The sequence below is a fragment of the Candidatus Methylomirabilota bacterium genome (genome assembly GCA_035315345.1).
Lineage (GTDB): Bacteria > Methylomirabilota > Methylomirabilia > Rokubacteriales > CSP1-6 > CAMLFJ01.
On sequence record DATFYA010000014.1, the window covers coordinates 56,845 to 75,647 of the forward strand.

General features: G+C 71.3%; 18 protein-coding genes. 13 read left to right on the forward strand and 5 right to left on the reverse strand.

Annotated elements, in window-relative coordinates:
• Window positions 1–157 precede the first annotated feature (157 nt).
• The 4 genes from VKN16_02185 (at window position 158) to VKN16_02200 (ending at window position 4,580) form a co-directional block, all read left to right on the forward strand.
• The gene (locus tag VKN16_02185; protein HME93011.1) at window positions 158–940 is read left to right on the forward strand and encodes an SDR family oxidoreductase; all 783 of its coding nucleotides are present in this window, start codon (window positions 158–160) and stop codon (window positions 938–940) included.
• A 10-nt stretch (window positions 941–950) separates the two neighbouring features.
• Window positions 951–2,900 (forward strand): pyrroloquinoline quinone-dependent dehydrogenase, encoded by a 1,950-nt coding sequence (locus VKN16_02190; protein HME93012.1) that lies wholly within the window; start codon window positions 951–953, stop codon window positions 2,898–2,900.
• 91 nt (window positions 2,901–2,991) lie between these two features.
• Complete coding sequence (locus VKN16_02195) at window positions 2,992–3,408, forward strand: Zn-ribbon domain-containing OB-fold protein (protein ID HME93013.1); 417 nt, start codon at window positions 2,992–2,994, stop codon at window positions 3,406–3,408.
• 5 nt (window positions 3,409–3,413) lie between these two features.
• A complete protein-coding gene (locus VKN16_02200; protein HME93014.1) occupies window positions 3,414–4,580 on the forward strand; it encodes a thiolase in 1,167 nt (388 codons plus the stop codon).
• 21 nt (window positions 4,581–4,601) lie between these two features.
• Here VKN16_02200 and VKN16_02205 read toward each other — a convergent pair whose 3' ends face one another.
• Entirely contained in the window at window positions 4,602–4,952 is a 351-nt protein-coding gene (locus VKN16_02205; GenBank protein HME93015.1) for a hypothetical protein, read from the reverse strand.
• Between the two features lie 48 nt (window positions 4,953–5,000).
• On the opposite strand from VKN16_02205, the gene VKN16_02210 reads away from it, so the two are divergent.
• From VKN16_02210 to VKN16_02250, 9 genes are read left to right on the forward strand one after another with little or no spacing between them, the layout of a single operon-like run.
• Window positions 5,001–5,885, forward strand: coding sequence for an FAD binding domain-containing protein (locus VKN16_02210; GenBank protein HME93016.1), 885 nt, complete (start codon window positions 5,001–5,003; stop codon window positions 5,883–5,885).
• Window positions 5,885–6,382: a (2Fe-2S)-binding protein gene (locus VKN16_02215; protein ID HME93017.1), complete on the forward strand. Its 498-nt coding sequence runs from the start codon at window positions 5,885–5,887 to the stop codon at window positions 6,380–6,382. The genes VKN16_02210 and VKN16_02215 overlap by 1 nt, the downstream gene beginning before the upstream one ends.
• Window positions 6,379–8,775 carry a xanthine dehydrogenase family protein molybdopterin-binding subunit gene (locus tag VKN16_02220; protein ID HME93018.1) on the forward strand — a complete coding sequence of 799 codons (2,397 nt, stop codon included), beginning with the start codon at window positions 6,379–6,381 and terminating at the stop codon, window positions 8,773–8,775. The genes VKN16_02215 and VKN16_02220 overlap by 4 nt, the downstream gene beginning before the upstream one ends.
• Window positions 8,772–10,049 carry an MFS transporter gene (locus VKN16_02225; GenBank protein ID HME93019.1) on the forward strand — a complete coding sequence of 426 codons (1,278 nt, stop codon included), beginning with the start codon at window positions 8,772–8,774 and terminating at the stop codon, window positions 10,047–10,049. The genes VKN16_02220 and VKN16_02225 overlap by 4 nt, the downstream gene beginning before the upstream one ends.
• A gap of 54 nt (window positions 10,050–10,103) precedes the next feature.
• The gene (locus VKN16_02230; GenBank protein HME93020.1) at window positions 10,104–10,934 is read left to right on the forward strand and encodes an enoyl-CoA hydratase; all 831 of its coding nucleotides are present in this window, start codon (window positions 10,104–10,106) and stop codon (window positions 10,932–10,934) included.
• Window positions 10,935–10,975: 41 nt separating this feature from the next.
• A complete protein-coding gene (locus VKN16_02235; GenBank protein HME93021.1) occupies window positions 10,976–12,025 on the forward strand; it encodes an extracellular solute-binding protein in 1,050 nt (349 codons plus the stop codon).
• Complete coding sequence (locus VKN16_02240; GenBank protein ID HME93022.1) at window positions 12,015–13,694, forward strand: iron ABC transporter permease; 1,680 nt, start codon at window positions 12,015–12,017, stop codon at window positions 13,692–13,694. Before VKN16_02235 ends, VKN16_02240 begins: the two co-directional genes overlap by 11 nt.
• Complete coding sequence (locus tag VKN16_02245) at window positions 13,691–14,764, forward strand: ABC transporter ATP-binding protein (protein ID HME93023.1); 1,074 nt, start codon at window positions 13,691–13,693, stop codon at window positions 14,762–14,764. Before VKN16_02240 ends, VKN16_02245 begins: the two co-directional genes overlap by 4 nt.
• On the forward strand, window positions 14,761–15,294 hold the full coding sequence (locus VKN16_02250; GenBank protein ID HME93024.1) for a pseudouridine synthase: 534 nt from the start codon (window positions 14,761–14,763) through the stop codon (window positions 15,292–15,294). Before VKN16_02245 ends, VKN16_02250 begins: the two co-directional genes overlap by 4 nt.
• 114 nt (window positions 15,295–15,408) lie before the next feature.
• On the opposite strand, the gene VKN16_02255 is transcribed toward VKN16_02250, so the two are convergent.
• The 4 genes from VKN16_02255 to VKN16_02270 form a co-directional block, all read right to left on the reverse strand.
• Window positions 15,409–16,185: an SDR family NAD(P)-dependent oxidoreductase gene (locus VKN16_02255; GenBank protein HME93025.1), complete on the reverse strand. Its 777-nt coding sequence runs from the start codon at window positions 16,183–16,185 to the stop codon at window positions 15,409–15,411.
• A gap of 14 nt (window positions 16,186–16,199) precedes the next feature.
• On the reverse strand, window positions 16,200–17,747 hold the full coding sequence (locus tag VKN16_02260; protein ID HME93026.1) for a carboxyl transferase domain-containing protein: 1,548 nt from the start codon (window positions 17,745–17,747) through the stop codon (window positions 16,200–16,202).
• A 74-nt stretch (window positions 17,748–17,821) separates the two neighbouring features.
• A complete protein-coding gene (locus VKN16_02265) occupies window positions 17,822–18,250 on the reverse strand; it encodes an ATP-binding protein (protein HME93027.1) in 429 nt (142 codons plus the stop codon).
• Window positions 18,251–18,341: 91 nt separating this feature from the next.
• Complete coding sequence (locus VKN16_02270; GenBank protein ID HME93028.1) at window positions 18,342–18,725, reverse strand: RidA family protein; 384 nt, start codon at window positions 18,723–18,725, stop codon at window positions 18,342–18,344.
• Window positions 18,726–18,803 lie beyond the last annotated feature (78 nt).

Below are 18,803 nucleotides of genomic sequence, written 5' to 3' on the forward strand. Positions count from 1 at the left end.
CGTTGCGCCGAGGACGCCTCGCGGCGCTTCCGGATTCGCGGAAAAAGCTACAGCGAGGCGCTGGTAAGAATTACCGTTGCCCGCGTGACACCGATGCGCGATTCTTCTTTGCCGGCCGCTTCGCGCGGCCACGAGACACGACCCACGAGGAGGACGCATGGGACAGCTGGACGGCAAGGTGGCGCTGATCACGGGAGCGAGCAAGGGCATCGGCCGGGTGATGAGCCGGCTGTTCGCGCAGGAGGGCGCGGCGGTGGTCTGCGCCGCGCGCAGCCGCGCCCTCGTGGAGGAGACGGCGGCCCTCGTGAAGAGCGCGGGCGGGCGCGCGGTCGCGGTGAGCGGCGACGCGGCCAGCGAGGGAGACGTGCCGCGCATGGTGGAGACGGCGGTCACGGCCTTCGGCAAGCTCGACGTGCTCGTGGCCAACGCGGGCGACGGCGGACCCACCAAGCGAGTGCAGGACTATACGACCGAGGACTGGTTCTACACCGTCAACTCCTGCTTGACCAGCTCCTACATGTGCACGCGCTTCGCGGTGCCCGAGATGATCAAGGCGGGGGCCGGCTCCATCGTCTACGTCTCATCCACCGCGGGACGGCGCGGCCTGCCGTTTCGGATCGGTTACTGCGCCTCCAAGGCCGGGCAGGTCGGCATGACCTACGGCATGGCGCTCGAGCTGTCGCCGCACAACATCCGGGTCAACGCGATCGCGCCCGGCGCGGTGGAGGGCGACCGCATCGACCGCGTGATCGCCGGACAGGCGGAGGTGCGCGGCGTGCCGGTCGCCGACATGCGGAAGGCCTTCGTGGAGCGCGCGCCGCTGCGGCGCATGACCACCGCGGAGGACATCGCCACCCTGGCGGTCTACCTCTGCAGCGACGCGGCCAAGAACCTCTCCGGCCAGTGCATCGCGGTCACCGCCGGCGAGCCCGCGGTCTGACGCCTCGGCGATGATGCGGCCGGGCGCGTGGACGGCGGCGGCCCTGCTCGCCGCGACGTGCGTGGTCATCCCGCCCCGCGCTCCCGCGCAGACGCCCGGCGCGTCCGACTCGGGGTGGCCGTTCTACGGCAACGACGCGGGCGGCGCCCGGTACTCGGAGGTCGCCCAGATCGACCGCACCAACGTGGCGCGCCTTCGCGTGGCCTGGACGTACCGGACGGCCGCGCTCGGCCGCGGCGGAGCGCTCGACCGCAAGGCCGCCTTCGAGGCGACGCCGATCCTGGTCGACGGCACGCTCTTTCTGAGCACGCCCTACAACCACGTCATCGCGCTCGACCCGCGCACGGGCGCGAAGCGCTGGGAATACTCCGCGCGCCTCGATCTCTCCCACGGCTACTCGGAAGTGACCTCGCGCGGGGTATCGGCCTGGCGGGATCCGAGCGCCGCCCCCGGGGCGCCGTGCCGGGTCCGCATCTTCATGGGCACGCTCGACGCCCGGCTCATCGCGCTCGACGCCGCATCCGGGACGCCCTGCGGGGGATTCGGGGCGGGCGGACAGGTCGACCTCACGCGCGACGTCGACCTGCGTGACCTCGGCAGCTACCAGGTCACCTCGCCGCCCGCGGTGAGCGGCGACGTCGTCATCGTCGGCTCGGCCATCGGGGACAACCGGGCGGTCGATGTCGAGCGCGGCATCGTGCGGGGCTTCGACGCCCGCTCGGGCGCGCTCCGCTGGACGTGGGATCCGATGCCGTGGGGACGCCAGACGACGCCCCGGACCGGCGCGGCCAACGCCTGGTCCACGCTGTCGGTGGACGAGGCGCGCGGGCTCGTGTACGTGCCGACCGGCAGCGCCAGCCCGGACTACGCGGGCGGCGTGCGCCGCGGGGACAACCGCTGGGCGAACTCGGTGGTCGCCCTCCGCGCCGCCACCGGCGCGCTCGTCTGGGGCTTCCAGGTCGTCCACCACGACCTCTGGGACTACGACGTGGCCTCGCAGCCCACACTCCTGACCTGGCGGGACGGCACGCCGGCGGTGGCCATCACCACCAAGATGGGCCGCGTGTTCGTGCTCGACCGGGTGACCGGCGCGCCACTGATCCCGGTGGAGGAGCGGGCGGTCCCGGCGAGCGACGTGCCCGGCGAGCTGGCGTGGCCGACCCAGCCGTCCTCCGGCGTCTCGGTGGTGCCGGACACGCTGCGCGCGGAGGACGCCTGGGGCGCCGGCGACCGCGACCGCGCCTGGTGTCGTGACACGATCGCCACCGCGCGCAGTGACGGCATCTTCACGCCGCCCAGCCTGCGCGGCACGATCGTGTTTCCGGGCAACGTGGGCGGCGTGAACTGGGGCAGCGCAGCCTGGGATCCGGTCCGGCACCTGCTCGTCATGAACACCAACCGGCTGGCAACGCTGGTGCGACTGATCCCACAGGAGCGCCTCGCGCTCGAGGCGCAGACGGGCACCGTCCAGGACCGGATCCGGGCCGAGCTGGCGCTGCAGGCCGGCACGCCGTACGCGATGCGGCGCGCGCCGCTGCTCTCGCCGGGCGGCACGCCCTGCAATCCACCGCCGTGGGGCACGGTCGTGGCGGTCGATCTCTACTCGGGCCGCACGGTCTGGGACGTGCCGCTGGGGTCGGTGGTGTCGGGCCTCTGGAAGCCACTCCTCGCGCGGCTGTTCCGTCCGGCCCTGCTCACCGCCGGGAGCCCGAACCTCGGCGGGCCCATCGTCACCGCGGGCGGCCTCGTCTTCACCGGGGCCGCCATGGACGATTACATCCGCGCCTTCGACGTCGAGAGCGGCAAGGAGCTGTGGCGCCACGAGCTGCCCGCCGGCGGCCAGGCCACGCCGATGACGTATCGCGCGGACGGGCGGCAATACGTCGTCATCGCGGCCGGTGGCCACGGCAAGCTCGGCACCACCATGGGAGACTCCGTCGTCGCGTTCACGCTGCCCTGACGAGGCCGCTCGCTTCGTTGACACCCTTCGCGCCCCCGCGTAGAGTCTCAGCGGTCTCGTCGTCACCGCGTCATCGCGAGAGAGGAGCGCCATGGACGTCGATCGCCCGCTGCCCACGCCCATCACCCCGGAGGCCAAGCCGTTCTGGGACGGTTGTAAGGCCGAGAAGCTGATGCTCCCTCGCTGCGAGGAGTGCGGGCACGTCTTCTTCTATCCCCGCATCCTGTGCCCGCGCTGTCACTCGCGGCGCATCGGGTGGATGCAGGCGAGCGGACGCGGCACGCTGCACTCCTTCGAGATCGCCTACCAGGCTTTCCAGAAGGCGTGGAAGATCAAGCCGCCCTACGTGCTCGCGATGGTCCAGCTGGACGAGGGGCCGCGCATGATGTCGAACCTGATCAACGTGGAGCCCTCGCCGAAGGCGATCACGTGCGACATGCCGGTGGAGGTCGTGTTCACCAAGGTGAGCGACGAGGTGACCCTGCCGCTCTTCCAGCCGAGGCGGTGAGCGTCATGCCGACCGTCGCCGAGCGGCAGCGGGAGCTGCGCAACGTCGCCTGCATCGTGGGCGTGGACGAGAGCGATCAGATCGGCACCCTGCCGAACACCAGCCAGCTCTCGCTGCACCTGGAGGCCATCTCCAACGCGGTCCGCGACGCGGGACTCAAGGTCCGTGACGTCGACGGTATCTTCACCGCGGGCCAGCACTCCCCCGCCACCCTCGGCGAGGCCCTGGGGGTCAAGCCGCGCTACGTGGACGGCACCACCGTCGGCGGCTGCTCGTTCATCATCATGGTGGGTCACGCGGTGGCCGCCCTGCACCACGGCCTCTGCGACGTGGCCGTCGTCTCGCACGGAGAGTCCGGCCGCTCGGGCACCGGCGTCACCCGCACGCGCGACACCGCGCTCAGCGGGCAGTTCGAGTTCCCCTACGGCTTCGGCGGAGCCACCAGCTACTTCGGCATGATCACCACCCGTCACATGCACGAGCACGGCACCACGCTCGAGCAGTGGGCGCAGGTGGCGGTCTCCACTCGCCAGTGGGCCGCCCTCAACCCGAAGGCGCGCTTCCGCGATCCGATCACGGTGGCCGACGTGCTCCACTCGCGGCCGGTCTCCTACCCGTTCAACCTGCTCAACATCTGCCTCGTCACCGACGCGGGCGGCGCGGTGGTGCTGACCCGCGCGGATCGCGCGAAGGACTGCGCCAAGCCGCCGGTGTACGTGCGCGGCTTCGGCGAGGCCACCGAGCACGTGATGGTCACGCAGATGGACGACCTCGCCGCGAGCGCGGCCACCCGCCTGGCCGGCGAGCGCGCCTTCTCGATGGCCGGCGTGTCGGGCCAGGACTTCAACCACATCATGCTCTACGACGCGTTCACCTCGGGGCCACCCATCATGCTCGAGTCGCTGGGGCTGGCCAAGCCGGGTGAAGGCGTGCAGTTCTTCAGCGAGGGACGCTCCACCCCGGGCGGCCGCTTGCCCATCAACACCAACGGCGGCGGCCTCTCCTACACGCACTCCGGCATGTACGGCATCTTCCCGATCATCGAGGCGGCCCGCCAGCTGCGCGGCGAGTGCGGCGCCCGCCAGGTGCCCGGTGCCAGCTGCTCGCTCGTCAACGGCATGGGCGGCATGCTCTCCGCCGCCGGCACGCTGGTCTTGGCGAACCGCACCTGACGACCAGCCGACGATCGCCGGCTAGTCTATCGGGACGAAAATACAGTGGCGGAGCTTGCCGTCGAGGGCCTTGGACAGGTGGCCCTTGCCCCAGGTATCCTCGACGAGGATGATCTCGCCCGCGCCGATCTGGCGCGACTGCCCGTCGCTCGCGGTGATCTGCACGCCCGCGTCGAGGTTGATGATGTACTGCCGTCGCGGCGCCGGGTGCCAGTCCAGATCGTAGTCAGGCGGGACTTCTCTGAAGATGATGCCGGTCGCGGGGAGACGCGCGGACAGGCGGCCGGCGCGCCCGGTCTCGGTGTACGGGATCTCCATGTCCTCGAAGTGCGACTCGCCCTGCTGGTCCACGTAGAGATGATGGATCTTCATGGCTCTCCTCGGCGCGCGGTGAATGACAACTCGGGCCGAAGGTAGCACATGAAGCCCGCGCGGTTCCGGTACGCGCGCCCGGGCACGCTCGCCGAGGCGATCGCGCTCCTCGCGGAGGCGCCCGGCGAGGCCAAGATCCTGGCGGGCGGTCAGAGCCTGGTGCCGATGCTGAACATGCGGCTCGTGCGCCCCGCGGTGCTGGTCGACATCACGCGCGTGCGCGACCTCACCGGGATTGCGCCCGCCGGCGATGGTGGACTGCGCGTGGGCGCGCTCACGCGTCACGCGGAGCTGGTCGTGTCGCCGCTCGTCCGCGAGCGCGCGCCGCTGCTGGCCGAGGCCGCGCGGCACGTGGGCCACACCGCGATCCGCAATCAGGGCACGCTGGGCGGCAGTCTCGCGCACGCCGATCCCGCCGCGGAGTTGCCGGCGGCGCTGCTGGCGCTCGACGCGCGGCTGCACGCGAGCGGGCCGCGCGGAGACCGAGCGGTGCACGCGGGCGAGTTCTTCCGCGGCCTGCTCACGACCGCGCTCGAGAGCGACGAAATCCTCAGCGCGGTCGAGATTCCCGCGCCGCCGGCGGGCTGGAGCTTCACCGAGATCGCGCGGCGCCCGGGGGATTTTGCGCTGGCCGGGGTGGTCGTCGTCCTGGGCAGCCCCCTCACCCCACCCTCTCCCCCGAGGGGAGAGAGTCTGCGTGTGGTGGGATTTGGCGTGGGCGATCGGCCGTTGCGGCTGCGGAGCGCCGAGCGGCTCCTGGCCGGCGTGACCATCAACGCGGACGCCGCCGCGCGGGCCGGCGCCGCCGTCGGCTCCGATTGCGATCCGCCGAGCGACGTGCACGGGTCGGCCGACTACCGCCGCCATCTGGCCACCGTGCTGACCGAGCGCGCCGTGCTCCAGGCCGCGGCGCGACTCGCGGGCGCGCCGTGATGAGCGTGATCCCGCCCAGCGAGCGGCTGGCGGTGCGGCTCACCGTGAACGGCAGGCCGGTCGAGCACGCGGTGGAGGCGCGGCGCTCACTCGCCGACTTCCTCCGCGAGGATCTGGCGCTCACCGGCACCCACGTGGGCTGCGAGCACGGCGTCTGCGGCGCCTGCACCGTGATGGTGGACGGACGCAGCGCGCGCGCCTGCCTGCTCTTCGCGGCCCAGCTCGACGGGCGAGACGTCATCACGATCGAGGGCCTCACCCCCGCCGACGGGTTGAGTCCGCTGCAGGAATGCTTCCGCGCGTGCCACGCCATGCAGTGCGGCTTCTGCACCCCAGGCATGATCGTCACCGCCACCGAGCTGCTGGCCCAGGATCCCGCGCCCTCGACCGAGGCCATCCGCGAGGCGATCTCGGGCAACCTCTGCATGTGCACGGGCTACGTCAACATCGTCCGCGCGATCGCGCAGGCGGCGGCGAGGGCCGGAGCCCGCGCATGAGCCACCGGCCCGTGCGCGAGGGCGGATGGGTCGGGCGCCCGCTGCCGCTCAAGGAGGACGCGCGCCTGGTGGCCGGACGCGGCCGCTTCGTCGACGATCTCGGCCGCCCGCGCATGCTGCACGCGGCCATGCTCCGCAGCCCGCATGCCCACGCCCGCATCGTCTCCGTGGACACGCGGGGGGCGGAAGCCCTCCCCGGTGTCTTCGGCATCCTCACCGGAGCGGAAGCGGTCGCGCGCTCCGGCCCCATCCGCCCCCTCATCCCCACCACCGCGGTGGTGCCCGACTACTGCCTGGCGGTGGACCGCGCGCGCTACGTGGGTGAGCCGGTCGCGGCGGTGGCCGCCGTCGATCGGGCGACCGCGGAGGACGCGCTCGAGCGCATCCGCGTCGAGTACGAGCCGCTGCCCGTGGTGGTGGATCCCGAGGCGGCCCTCGGCGCCGACGCCCCCCTCCTCTTTCCGGAGCTGGGCACCAACGTGGTGTGGCACGACACGCTGACCTACGGCGCGGTGGACGAGGCGATGGCCCGCGCCGACGGCGTGCTGCGCGAGCGCTTCACGATCCAGCGCTACGCCTCGACCCCGCTCGAGACCTTCGGCGGCATCGCGGAGTACGACGCGGGCGCGGACACCTTCGAGTTCTGGACGAACGACCAGCGGCCGGGTCTCACCATCTCGTCCCTGGCCGCCTCGCTCGGGGTGCCCCAGTCACGCGTGCGGCTGTCCTGCCCGGACATCGGCGGGGGCTTCGGCAACAAGCGCCGCCCCGCCTATCTCCTGGTCTGCGCGCTGCTCGCCCGCAAGACCGGCCGGCCCGTGAAGTGGATCGAGGACCGCATCGAGAACCTGACCGCGCTCATGCACGCCTGCAACGGCATCATGGACGTGGAGCTGGCCTATCGCGCCGACGGCACCCTGCTGGCGCTCTCGATCCGCGACATCGCCGACGAGGGCAAGAACCTCGTCACCCCGACCCAGCACAACCTGATCAAGCTCGGCAACATCGCCAACGGCTACCGCATCCCCGCGGTGCGCTACGAGGCGTGGTCGGTGCTGACCAACAAGTGCCCGAGCGGGGCCAATCGCGGCATCGGCAAGCCGTTCATGTGCTTCGCGATCGAGCGGGCGATGGCGCTGCTCGCGCGCCGGCTCGAGCTGGACCCGGCCGAGCTGCGGCTTCGCAACTACGTCACCGCCGAGCAGATGCCCTACACCACCCCGCCAGGCGCCCGCTACGACAGCGGCGACTACCCGGCCACGCTGCGGCGGGCGCTCGAGCGGTTCGGCTACGCGGAGCGCCGCGCGGAGCAGGCCGCCTCCCGCGCCCGCGACGACGGCCGATGGCTCGGCATCGGCATCGCGACGTCGGTGGAGCCGGCGGGCACCAACCTCGCCTCCTACGAGATCGTCACCGGACGCCGCGCGGCGTCCGGCTCCGCGGAGGCCGCGATGGTGCGCGTGGAGCCCGACGGCGCGGTGCGCGTGTCGCTGGGGGATCCGCCCAGCGGGCAGGGCTACGAGACGGTGCTGGCCCAGATCGTGGCCGACGAGCTGGGCCTCACCCCGGACGCGGTCACGGTCACCCGCGGCTTCGATTCGGCGACCACCCCGTGGCTCTATCTCTCCGGCAACTACTCGAACAAGTTCTCGGTGACCGACGTGGGCGCGGTGGTGGGCGCGGCCGCGCGGGTGCGCGACAAGCTGCTTCGCATCGCGGGGCACCGGCTGGAGGCCGCGGTGGCCGATCTGGAGCTGAGCGGCGGCGCGGTCGCGGTGCGCGGGGCGCCGGACCGCCGGATCGCGTTCGCGGAGCTGGCGCGCACCGCCTACGCCGACGTGCTCGGCCTGCCGTCCGGCGAGCAGCCGGGGCTCGAGGCGCGGCAGGCGTATCAGAATCCGCTCGCCGAGCCGATGGACGGCGAGCGACGGGTACGCTCGCAGCTCGTGTTCTCGAACGCCGCGCATTGCTGCCTGGTCGAGGTCGACCGGCGCACCGGACTGGTGAAGATCCTCGAGTACCTGGTCGTGCACGACTGCGGCCGCGAGCTCAACCCGTTGATCGTCGAGGGCATGGTGCACGGGGCCACCGCGCACGGCATCGGCGCGGCCCTGCTCGAGGAGTTCCGCTACGACGCCCAGGGCCAGCTGCTGGCCTCGACGTTCATGGACTACCTCAAGCCCACGTCGGTGGACGTGCCGCTGATCGAGGTGGACCGGCTCGAGCACCCCTCGCCGGTCACCCCGCTCGGGGCCAAGGGAGTGGGCGAGGGCGGCGCGATCCCCGGCCCCGCGGCGGTCGCCAACGCGATCGAGGACGCGCTCGCACATCTGGGCGTGGTGGTGCGCGGGCTGCCGATCACCCCGGAGCAGATCTGGCGCTGGACCCGGTGAGCGACCCGGCCCCCTCTGAGTCGCCCGCGCGGCCGGGACGCTGGCGGCTGCTCACGATCCTCACCGCGTCCTACGGCGCGGGCGCCTTCGGCATGCTCGGCATCTCGCCGCTCTCGCCGAGCCTCGTCGACGGGCTCGGCCTGTCGCGCTTCCAGGTCGCCTTCCTGGTCCCGTCGATCTACCTCTCCGGCCTCCTGTTCTCGCTGCCCGGCGGCCGGCTCGCAGACCGGCTCGGCGTGCGTCCTGCGTTCCTGGGCGGCCTCGCGATGGCCGCGATCGGGCTGGTCGCGGCGGCGCTCGCGCCCGGCTTCGTGTCGTTCCTCGTCTGCCTCTTCGCGGCGGGCAGCGGCTGGAGCGTCGTGAATCCGGCGCTGGGCAAGGCGATCATGGACATCTTCCCGGTCAGCGAGCGCGGCATCGCGATGGGCGTCAAGCAGATGGGGCTCACTCTCGGCGGTCTCGTCGCCGCGCTCGCCCTGCCCGCGATCGCGGCCACGCTCGGCTGGCGCTCGGCCATCGGCGCGTGCTCGGTGATCGTGGCGCTGCCGGTGCTCCTCGGCTGGCGCCCGCTCGCCGCGGTGCACGCGACCGCGCGGGAGACGTCGGCCGTGGGCGGCAGCACGGAGCCGGCCTCGTCCTGGTGGTGGGCGCGGCGGCCGGCGCTCGTCGTCTTCTTCGCCACCGGCTTCGTGCTCGGCATGGTGCAGGGTGCGGTACTGAGCTACCTGCCGCTCTTCACGATCCAGGGGCTCGGCTTCGACAAGATCGGCGCCGGCTTCCTGGTCGCCGCGTCGCAGGCGGGCGGTGCGGTCTCCCGGCTCACCCTCGGCGCGGCGAGCGATCGCTGGGCGGCGGGCCGGCGCTCGCTCTGGCTGGCCTTCACCGGCACGGTCGGCGCGCTGATCTTCTTCGTGTACGCGGTCTGGCCCGCGTCCTCGGCGCTGCCGGCCGGCGCACTGGCCTTCGCCACCGGCGTCGGCGCCTACGGTTGGGTCGGTATCTTCTTCGTGATCAGCGCCGAGGCGGGCGGGCGCGGCCAGGCCGGACTCCTGAGCGGCGTGGCCTTCGCGGCCATCGTGCTGGGTCTCCTCGTGGGGCCGCCGATCTTCGGCCTCCTGCTCGAGGCCACCGACTCGTACGCGGTCGCCTGGGGCGTCTTCGCCGCGCTCTCGGCTCTGGTCGCCCTCGTCTGCCTCGTCGCCGGCCCCGCCATCGACCGCGAGTCCGGGGTCAGGTCTTGCATTACGACATTTCGACGCGGTGCGATGTCGTAATGCAAGACCTGACCCCGGTGTATGATGCGGCCACTTCAGGGCAAGGAGCTCCCCATGGGCTACGAGCAGATCCTGTACGAGGCGAAGGACCGCATCGCCACCGTCACGCTGAATCGTCCCGAGAAGCTCAACGCGTGGACCGGCGTGATGGGGCGCGAGGTGCGGCAGGCGATGGACGAAGCGGCCCGTGACGAGTCGGTCCGGGTGATCATCCTCACCGGGGCCGGCCGCGGCTTCTGCGCGGGCGCTGACATGCAATTGCTCTCCGGCATCGTGGACGCCGGGACGGTGCGCGAGAGCGACGAGCGCCCGGCGCGATCCGCGTCGGCCGCAGATGCGTCGATGCGCGCCGACTTCCGCGGGCCCTACGCCTACTTCCCGACGGTGCCCAAGCCGATCATCGCCGCGCTGAACGGCGCCACCGCCGGCCTCGGCCTGGTGATCGCGCTCTACTGCGACCTGCGCATCGCGGCCGACGCCGCGGTCTTCACCACCGCGTTCTCGCGGCGCGGGCTCATCGCCGAGCATGGGGTGAGCTGGATGCTGCCGCGACTGGTCGGGCTGCAGCACGGCCTCGACCTGCTCCTGAGCGCGCGCAAGATCTCCGCGGCGGAGGCGCTCGGCATGGGGCTGGTGTCGCAGGTGAGGCCGGCCGCGTCGCTGATGGACGACGTCCGCGCCTACGCGCGCGACATGGCGGACCTGGTCTCCCCGCGCTCGATCCGGGTCATGAAGCGCCAGATCTGGGAGGCGCAGTTCCAGTCCCTCGCCGAGGCCACCGCGGTGGCCGGCGAGGAGATGACCCGCAGCTTCACCAGCGAAGACTTCAAGGAAGGCGTCGCGCACTTCGTGGAGAAGCGCCCGCCCCGCTTCACCGGACGGTAGCCGATGTGAAGTCACGCGGTCCTCGAAGGAGGAGACGGCTCATGACCCTCAGCCATCGATCACTCCCCGCGGCGCTCGCCATCCTGATCGCGCTCGCCCTGGCGACGGCCGGCCCGGTCCTGGCCTTCGACGGCGAGGCGGCGCTCCACGAGGCGGCCAAGAAGGAGAAGGAGTTCACCTGGTACACCGCGCACTACAACTCGGAGACCGCGGCCGCCCTCTGCCAGGGCTTCGAGAAGAAGTATCCGGGCGTGAAGTGCAACTACATCCGCACCACCGCGCAGGTGGCCTACCAGCGGCTGGCCCAGGACCAGAAGGCGGGCATCGCGCAGGCCTCGGTGATCAGCTCGACCGACCAGAGCCACTACACCCGGATGAAGAAGGACGGGTGGCTGCAGCCCTACAAGCCCAAGAACCTGCCCGAGCTGGTCGACGCGTTCCGCGCCTTCAACGACCCGGACGACCAGTTCGTGGCCACCGCGGCCGGTCTCGTGCTCATCACCTACAACACGAGCGTCGTCTCCGCCACCGAGGCGCCGAAGAAGTGGATGGACCTGACCGATCCCAAGTGGAAGGGCAAGGTGTCCATCGGCCATCCCGGCTTCAGCGGCTACGTGGGCACGTGGGTCGTGGAGATGAAGAAGCTCTACGGCTGGGACTTCTTCAAGAAGCTCGAGCAGAACAAGCCGCGCATCGGGCGCTCCATCAACGACACCGTGACCATGCTGAACGCCAAGGAATCGATCGTCGCCGCGGGGCCCGCCGCCACCACGCTGGAAAGCAAGGCGAAGGGCAACCCGCTCGCGGTGGTCTATCCCGAGGACGGCGCGATCCTGATGGTCTCGGCTTCCGGCATCGTCAAGAACGCGCCGGCGCCCAACGCGGCCCGGCTCTTCATCGAGTACCTCCTGAGCCGCGAGGGCAACGAAGTCATGGTGCAGCAGTACCAGGACCCGGTGAACAAGCACGTCAAGCCGATGGCGGGGGCCCGGCCTCTCACGGACGTCAAGACCATCCGTCCCTCCGCGACCGAGATCGAGAAGGGCATCCCCGAGGTCAAGGAGCTGTTCCGCGAGACCTTTGGCATCTGACCGCTCGCTCGTCGTCTGGCTGCTACTGATCGCGCTGCTACTGTTGCTCGTGATCAATCCGCTCGCCCGCCTGCTGTGGGCGAGCTTCGAGCATCCGGATACCGGCGCCTTCACCCTCGAGAACTACGCCGCCGCCTACGGACGCTGGCGCAACGTCGAGGCGCTGATCAACTCGATGATCGTCGGCCTCTCGGTGGCGGTGGTCTGTACCATCTTCGGCGTGCCGATGGCGTGGGCGGTGTCCCGCACCGACATGCCGGCCAAGAGCCTGGTGTGGGCCGCGGTGCTCGGCACGTTCATCATGCCGAACTATCTGGGCGCGGTGGCCTGGATCCTCATGGCCGGGCCCAACGCGGGCTGGCTCAACCGCATCTACTCCGCGCTGACCGGCGCCAGCGCCGGGCCGTTCAACGTCTACAGCATGACCGGCCTCGTGCTGGTCATCTCCTGCTACTCGTTCCCGTACATGTTCGTGTTCACCCGCTCCGCGCTCGAGCTGATCTCCTCGGAGATGGAGGACGCGGCGAGCACGCTCGGGGCGGGCGCGCTCCGCACCACCCTCCGGGTGACCCTGCCGCTGGCCCTGCCCGCCATCATGGGCGCGTTCATCGTGGTATTCCTCGAAGCCATCGCGCTCTTCGGCTCGCCCGCGCTCATCGCCCTGCCCGCGCGCTTCCAGGTGATGACCACCACGCTCTGGCAGATGTTCGAGTTCCCGCCCCGGGTGCAGGTGGCCGCCGCCTACGCGATGCCGCTGCTGCTGATCACCGTCTCCCTGTTCTGGCTGCAGTACTGGATCATCGCGCGCAAGGGCTTCGTGGCTCTCACCGGCAAGGGAGGCGAGCGGCGGCTGATGCACCTGGGCCCCTGGCGCTGGGTGATGCTCGGGTACTGCCTGCTCATCACGTCGCTGTCCTTCTTCATGCCGATGGCGGTGATCCTGCAGGCTGCCTTTGCCCGGGCCTGGGGCCGCGGCTTCTCGTGGGACAACGTCACGCTCCGCAACCTGCGCTTCGTGCTCTTCGACCAGACCGCCACCCGCATGGCCACGCTGAACACCTTCGTCTACGCGGCGGCCGCCTCGCTCATTGCCCTCGGGTTGGCCCTCGCGATCGCCTACATCGTGGCCCGACGGCTGGTGCCGTTCGGCCGCGTGCTCACCTACGTGGCGATGGCGCCCTTCGTGATTCCCGGGATCGTGCTCGCCATCGGCTTCTACGCGGCCTACACCGCGAAGCCGCTGGTGCTCTACGGCACCGCGTGGATCCTGATCCTGGCCTTCGCCACCCGCTTCCTGCCCATCGCCTACACCAACAGCGACGCGGCACTGCGCAGCATCAATCCCGAGCTGGAGGATGCCGCGCGCATCCTGGGCGGCAGCCGGCTCCTCGCGCTGCGGCGGGTGGTGGCCCCATTGCTGCAGCGCGGACTCGCGGGCGCGTTCATCCTGGTGTTCATTCCGGCCACCCGCGAGCTGTCCTCCGCCATCTTCCTCTACACGACCGGAACCCAGGTGCTCTCCGTCCTCCTCTTCGACAAGAGCGACGAGGGCAACTTCGAGCTGCTCTCCTCGATGGGCCTCATCCTGGTGGCGGTCACGGTCGCGATGGTGCTGCTGGGCTTCCGCCTGATCGGCCGCGACTTCCTCTTGCGAAGGACCGCCACGTGAGCCGCCTCGTGCTGACCGACGTGAGCCGCCGCTTCGGCGCGGTGACCGCGGTGGACCGCTTCAGCCTGATCCTGACGCCCGGCGAGTTCGTCTCGCTGCTCGGCCCGTCGGGCTGCGGCAAGACCACCACCCTCCGCATGATCGCGGGCTTCCTGGCCCCGAGCGAGGGCACCATCGCGATGGACGGGCGCGTCGTCTCGTCGCCCGGCTCCTCGCTGCCGCCCGAGAAGCGCAACATGTCGATGATCTTCCAGAGCTACGCGATCTGGCCCAACATGACGGTCGCCGAGAATGTCGCCTTCGGCCTCGAGGTCCGTCGCCGGCCCAAGGCCGAGATCCGCGAGCGAGTGGGCCGCATCCTCGAGGTCGTGCAGATGGGCCACCTCGCGAGCCGCTATCCGCAGGAGCTATCGGGCGGCCAGCAGCAGCGCGTGGCCCTGGCCCGAGCCATCGTGGTGCAGCCGGCGGTGCTCCTGCTCGACGAGCCGCTCAGCAACCTCGACGCGAACCTGCGCGAGGAGATGCGCTACGAGATCCGGCGCCTCCACGACGAGTTCCACATCACCACGGTGTACGTCACCCACGATCAGGCCGAGGCGATGGTGGCCTCCGACCGCATCGCGGTCATGAACCAGGGGCGGGTCGAGCAGGTGGACGCCCCGCGCGCGCTCTACGCGCGCCCGCGCACGCGCTTCGTGGCCGGATTCATCGGCCGCACCAACCTGCTCGACGGCGAGAGCCGGGGCGACGACGTGGTCTTCGACGGCTTCACGATTCCGCGCCGCGCCTTTCCCGAGCCCGCCGCGATCGAGGGCCGCGTCGGCTTCTCGCTGCGCCCGCAGTCGATCGTGCTGCACCGTCAGCCGCCGCCGAGCACCCGCGCCGCGGTGGTGCCGGGCCGGCTGGTTCAGCGCGCGTACCTGGGGGAGCACTGGGACTACACGGTGCGCCCGGCGGGGACCCGGCTCGCGCTGCGGGTGACCACGCGCCCGCACGAGGTCTTCGAGGTCGACGAGAAGGTCTGGCTCGAGCTCGATCCGAGCCAGATGGCGGCGCTCCAGCCCGAGTGACCCTGATCCTCGTCAACAAGCCGTTCGGCGTGCTCTGCCAGTTCACCGACCGGGCCGGGCGGCCGACCCTGGCCGACCTCGTGCCGGTCCGCGACGTGTATCCGGCCGGCCGCCTCGATCACGACAGCGAGGGCCTGGTGGTCCTCACCGACGACGGCGCGCTGCAGGCGCAGCTCGCGGATCCGCGGCATCACGTGGAGAAGACGTACTGGGCCCAGGTCGAGGGCGAGCCGGCGGCGGAGGCGCTGGACCGGCTGCGACGAGGCGTGATCCTCGGAGACGGGCGCACGCGGCCCGCGCGCGTGCGACGCATCGCCGAACCGGCGACGCTCTGGCCGCGGCATCCGCCGATTCGCCGGCGCGCGGCTATTCCGACCGCGTGGCTCGAGATCGGGCTCCGCGAGGGGCGCAACCGGCAAGTACGCCGGATGACGGCGGCGGTGGGGCATCCGACGCTGCGGCTGATCCGCGCGGCGGTGGGGCCGTACACGCTCGGAGCGCTGCGCCCGGGGGAGTGGAGGAGGGATTAGGCGCCAAAGCACCACCCCTCACCCTGCCCTCTCCCCTGAGGGGAGAGGGTTGGCGCGCGGAGAGCGTCTGCCCCCCTGCCCTCTCCCTTCCAGGGAGAGGGCAGGGTGAGGGTCCTAGAAGATGGCGTAGCCGCCGTCGATGACGAAGGTGTCGCCGGTGTGGTAGCTGCTGGCGTCGCTGGCGAGATAGACCGCGATGCCGCCGAAGTCGGCGCCGGTGCCCCAGCGCCGCACCGGGACGCGGGGCAGCACGCGGGACTTGAAGGCGTCGCCGTGGAGGGCCTTCTCGGTCATCGGGGTATCGATCCAGCCCGGCACGATGGCGTTGACCCGGATCTTGTGGCGGGCCAGCCCCACCGAGAGCGCCCGCATCACCGAGAGCATGGCGCCCTTGCTGGCCGCGTAGTGAGCGCTGAGCGGCGAGCCCTCGAGCGCGGCCAGGCTCGCGGTGACCGCGAGCGAGCCGCCCTCGCCCCGGGCGATCATGTGGCGCGCCGCCGTCCGCAGCGTGAAGAAGGCGCCGTCCAGGTTGACCCGCAGCACGCGGTGCCACTCCTCGGTGGTCATCTCCGCGAAGCTGGGCGCCGGACCGCGGCCCGAGACGCCCGCGTTGACGAAGCAGGCGTCCACACCACCCAGGGCGTTCACGGTGTCCGCGAAGGCGCGGTCCACCGCGGCCTCGTCGCTCACGTCGCACCGGAGCGCGAGGGCCTTCGCGCCGGTGGCGTGCAGACGGGCCAGCGCGTGCACATTCTTGTCCTCGTTGGTGCCCCAGATGCAGACCGCGGCGCCGGCCTGGGCCATCGCCTCCGCCATGCCGAGGCCGATGCCGCTGTTGCCGCCGGTGACGATCGCGGTCTTGCCGGTCAGATCGAACGCCTGGTACGCCATGTCTGGAGTGCCTTTCAGGGCCGCATGCGATGCGTGAAGGGCCCCGGCTCGCGCAGCGGCGCGGCCAGCTCCACGAACTCGCAGAGCAGCGGGCGCGTGGCCCGCGGGTCGATGATCTCCTCGATCCAGAACGACTCCGCGGAGCGGAACGGCGAGCGGAGCTTTTGCAGCCGCTCCTCGATCTCGATCATCTTGGCCGCGGGATCGGCGGCCGCGTCGAGGTCGGCGCGGTAGGCGGCCTCGATGCCGCCTTCGAGCGGCAGCGAGCCCCAGCGGCCGGACGGCCACGCGTATCGCGGCCCGTAGCGCGCCCCCGGCTTGTGGGCGGCGCCGGCCACCCCGAACACGTTGCGGATGATGACCGCGCACCACGGAATGGTGGACTGCCAGATCGCCGACATCGCGCGCACGCCCTGCTTGATGGTGCCGGTCTGCTCGGCCTCGAGCCCGATCAGGAAGCCCGGGCAATCGACCAGGTACACCACCGGCAGGTGGAAGGTCTGCGCGAAGTCGACGAAGCGCTCCACCTTCTGGCAGGTGTCCGCGGTCCACGCCCCGCCGTAGAAGTACGGATCGCTGGCCAGCACCGCCACCGGCCAGCCGTCGAGCCGAGCCAGCCCGGTGATGATCGCGCGGCCGTAGAGCGGCTGGATCTCGAAGAACGACTCGCGGTCCACCACCGCCTCGACGATCGCGCGCATCTTGTACGGCTTGCGGATGTCGCGCGGCACCGCGTCGCTGAGCCACTCCTCGCGCCGCGCGGGATCGTCGGTCTGCGGGCCGCGTGGAGGCAGCTCGTAGATGGAGGACGGCAAGTACGAGAGGAACCGCCGCGCCACCGCGAAGGCGTCCTCCTCGGTGTCCACCGCCAGGTCCACCGCGCCCGACTTGAGCTGGATCTGCCAGCCTCCGAGCTGGTTCTTGGTGAGCTTCTGACCGAGCCGCTCGACCACCGGCGGGCCGGCCACGAAGAGCGCCGACTGGTCCTTCACCATCACCGAGAGATGCGCGGCGGCCAGGTGCGCGGCGCCGAGGCCGGCCACCGAGCCCAGGCCCAGCGCGACGCGCGGCACGGTGCCGATGCTGTTGACGACCCACTCCCAGCCGGAGACGCCGGGCACGTTGGCGCGGCCGGTGGTCTCGATCGTCTTCACCGAGCCGCCGCCGCCGGAACCCTCCACCAGACGAATGAGCGGCAGGCGCAGCTCGTTGGCCATCTGCTCGCACTGATTGTGCTTGCCCTTGATGGTGGCGTCGGCCGAGCCGCCGCGCACCGTGAAGTCGTCCCCGCCGACCACCACCGGCCGGCCGTCGATACGGGCGCGGCCGAAGACGAAGTTCGAGGGCGTCAGCTCCTTCAGGTCGTTGCGCGCGTCGTAGGAGGCCTTCCCCGCGATCTTGCCGATCTCGTGGAAGCTGTCGGCGTCCACCAGTCGGGCGATGCGCTCGCGAATCGTGTAGCGCCCGCCGTCGTGCTGCCGCTTCACCCGCTCGGGGCCGCCCAGGCGCTCCGCGAACTCCTCGCGGCGCCTCAGCTCGTCCATCTCGGACTTCCAGTTCATGGGGAACCTCCGCGGGGATGGTAGCAGGGAGGGCCCGGCCTGCCTAGGCTCGGCCGGGATCGCCGCGGCCGGGCTCAGGACAGCGCTTCGATGACGAGCGAGATGCGGTTCCGGTCGCCGACGCGGTGGTACTCCACCTGCTGGGCCATCGCGGACACGAGCAGCACGCCGAGGCCGCCCACCGGCCGGTCCTCGACATCAGCCGCGTCGTCGGGGGCGATGATCCGGGCGAACGGATCGTGCTCGGGACCGGTGTCCTCGTAGATGAGCGAGATACGCCCGGGCGTGACCTCGCACTCGAGCCGCACCGGCGCCTCGCTGTCGGATCCGTGGCCGTGCGTCACCGTATTGGTGAACAGCTCCTCGACGAGGAGGGTGAGACGCAGGCACGTCTCACGTGCGAGCCCGCCCACCGCGCACACCTCGCCCAGAAAGGCGTCGACCTGCGGCAGGACGTCCCGGCGGGCCGGGAACACGCGGCTATGACGGGCGCCGGCGGTCATGGCCAGCCGCTCGGCGAATGCCCGGTCGCGGTCGCCTCGAGCACGAGCCAGACGCCCCAGCGGATCACCGGCGGCCAGACATCGTAATGGCTCACGAGCCCTTGAGCGCGGTGACCTCGATCTCGATCTTGATGCGCGGATCGGCGAGCCCGGCCGAGATCATGGTGGCGGCGGGCCGCACCTCGCCGAAGTACTGCCGGAGCACCGGCCAGCAGCGCTCGAACTCGGCGCCGTCGGGCAGGATGTACGTCACGCGCACGACGTCCCGCAGGCTGGATCCGGCTTCGCGCAGGGCAGCCTCGATGTTCTTCAGGCACTGCTCGGTCTGCTGGAGGATATCGTCCGCGATGGACATGGTGGCGTAGTCGAAGCCGGTGGTGCCGGACACCAGCACCCAGTCGCCCGCCACGACGGCTCGGGAGTAGCCGATCTGCTTCTCGAAGGTGGAGCCGGAGCTGATGCGCTTCCTGGTCATGGGACCTCCGTGACGTCGCGGGAGCCCGCCCGTCACCCGGACCGTGCGCGCCCGCCTTGCGCTATTATATGGCTCGCG

Coding starts and splice junctions, on each gene's coding strand:
- VKN16_02185 (HME93011.1), top strand. CDS start 158: ATGGGACAGCTGGACGGCAAGGTGGCGCTGATCACGGGAGCGAGCAAG.
- VKN16_02190 (HME93012.1), top strand. CDS start 951: ATGATGCGGCCGGGCGCGTGGACGGCGGCGGCCCTGCTCGCCGCGACG.
- VKN16_02195 (HME93013.1), top strand. CDS start 2,992: ATGGACGTCGATCGCCCGCTGCCCACGCCCATCACCCCGGAGGCCAAG.
- VKN16_02200 (HME93014.1), top strand. CDS start 3,414: ATGCCGACCGTCGCCGAGCGGCAGCGGGAGCTGCGCAACGTCGCCTGC.
- VKN16_02205 (HME93015.1), bottom strand. CDS start 4,952: ATGAAGATCCATCATCTCTACGTGGACCAGCAGGGCGAGTCGCACTTC.
- VKN16_02210 (HME93016.1), top strand. CDS start 5,001: ATGAAGCCCGCGCGGTTCCGGTACGCGCGCCCGGGCACGCTCGCCGAG.
- VKN16_02215 (HME93017.1), top strand. CDS start 5,885: ATGAGCGTGATCCCGCCCAGCGAGCGGCTGGCGGTGCGGCTCACCGTG.
- VKN16_02220 (HME93018.1), top strand. CDS start 6,379: ATGAGCCACCGGCCCGTGCGCGAGGGCGGATGGGTCGGGCGCCCGCTG.
- VKN16_02230 (HME93020.1), top strand. CDS start 10,104: ATGGGCTACGAGCAGATCCTGTACGAGGCGAAGGACCGCATCGCCACC.
- VKN16_02235 (HME93021.1), top strand. CDS start 10,976: ATGACCCTCAGCCATCGATCACTCCCCGCGGCGCTCGCCATCCTGATC.
- VKN16_02255 (HME93025.1), bottom strand. CDS start 16,185: ATGGCGTACCAGGCGTTCGATCTGACCGGCAAGACCGCGATCGTCACC.
- VKN16_02260 (HME93026.1), bottom strand. CDS start 17,747: ATGAACTGGAAGTCCGAGATGGACGAGCTGAGGCGCCGCGAGGAGTTC.
- VKN16_02265 (HME93027.1), bottom strand. CDS start 18,250: ATGACCGCCGGCGCCCGTCATAGCCGCGTGTTCCCGGCCCGCCGGGAC.
- VKN16_02270 (HME93028.1), bottom strand. CDS start 18,725: ATGACCAGGAAGCGCATCAGCTCCGGCTCCACCTTCGAGAAGCAGATC.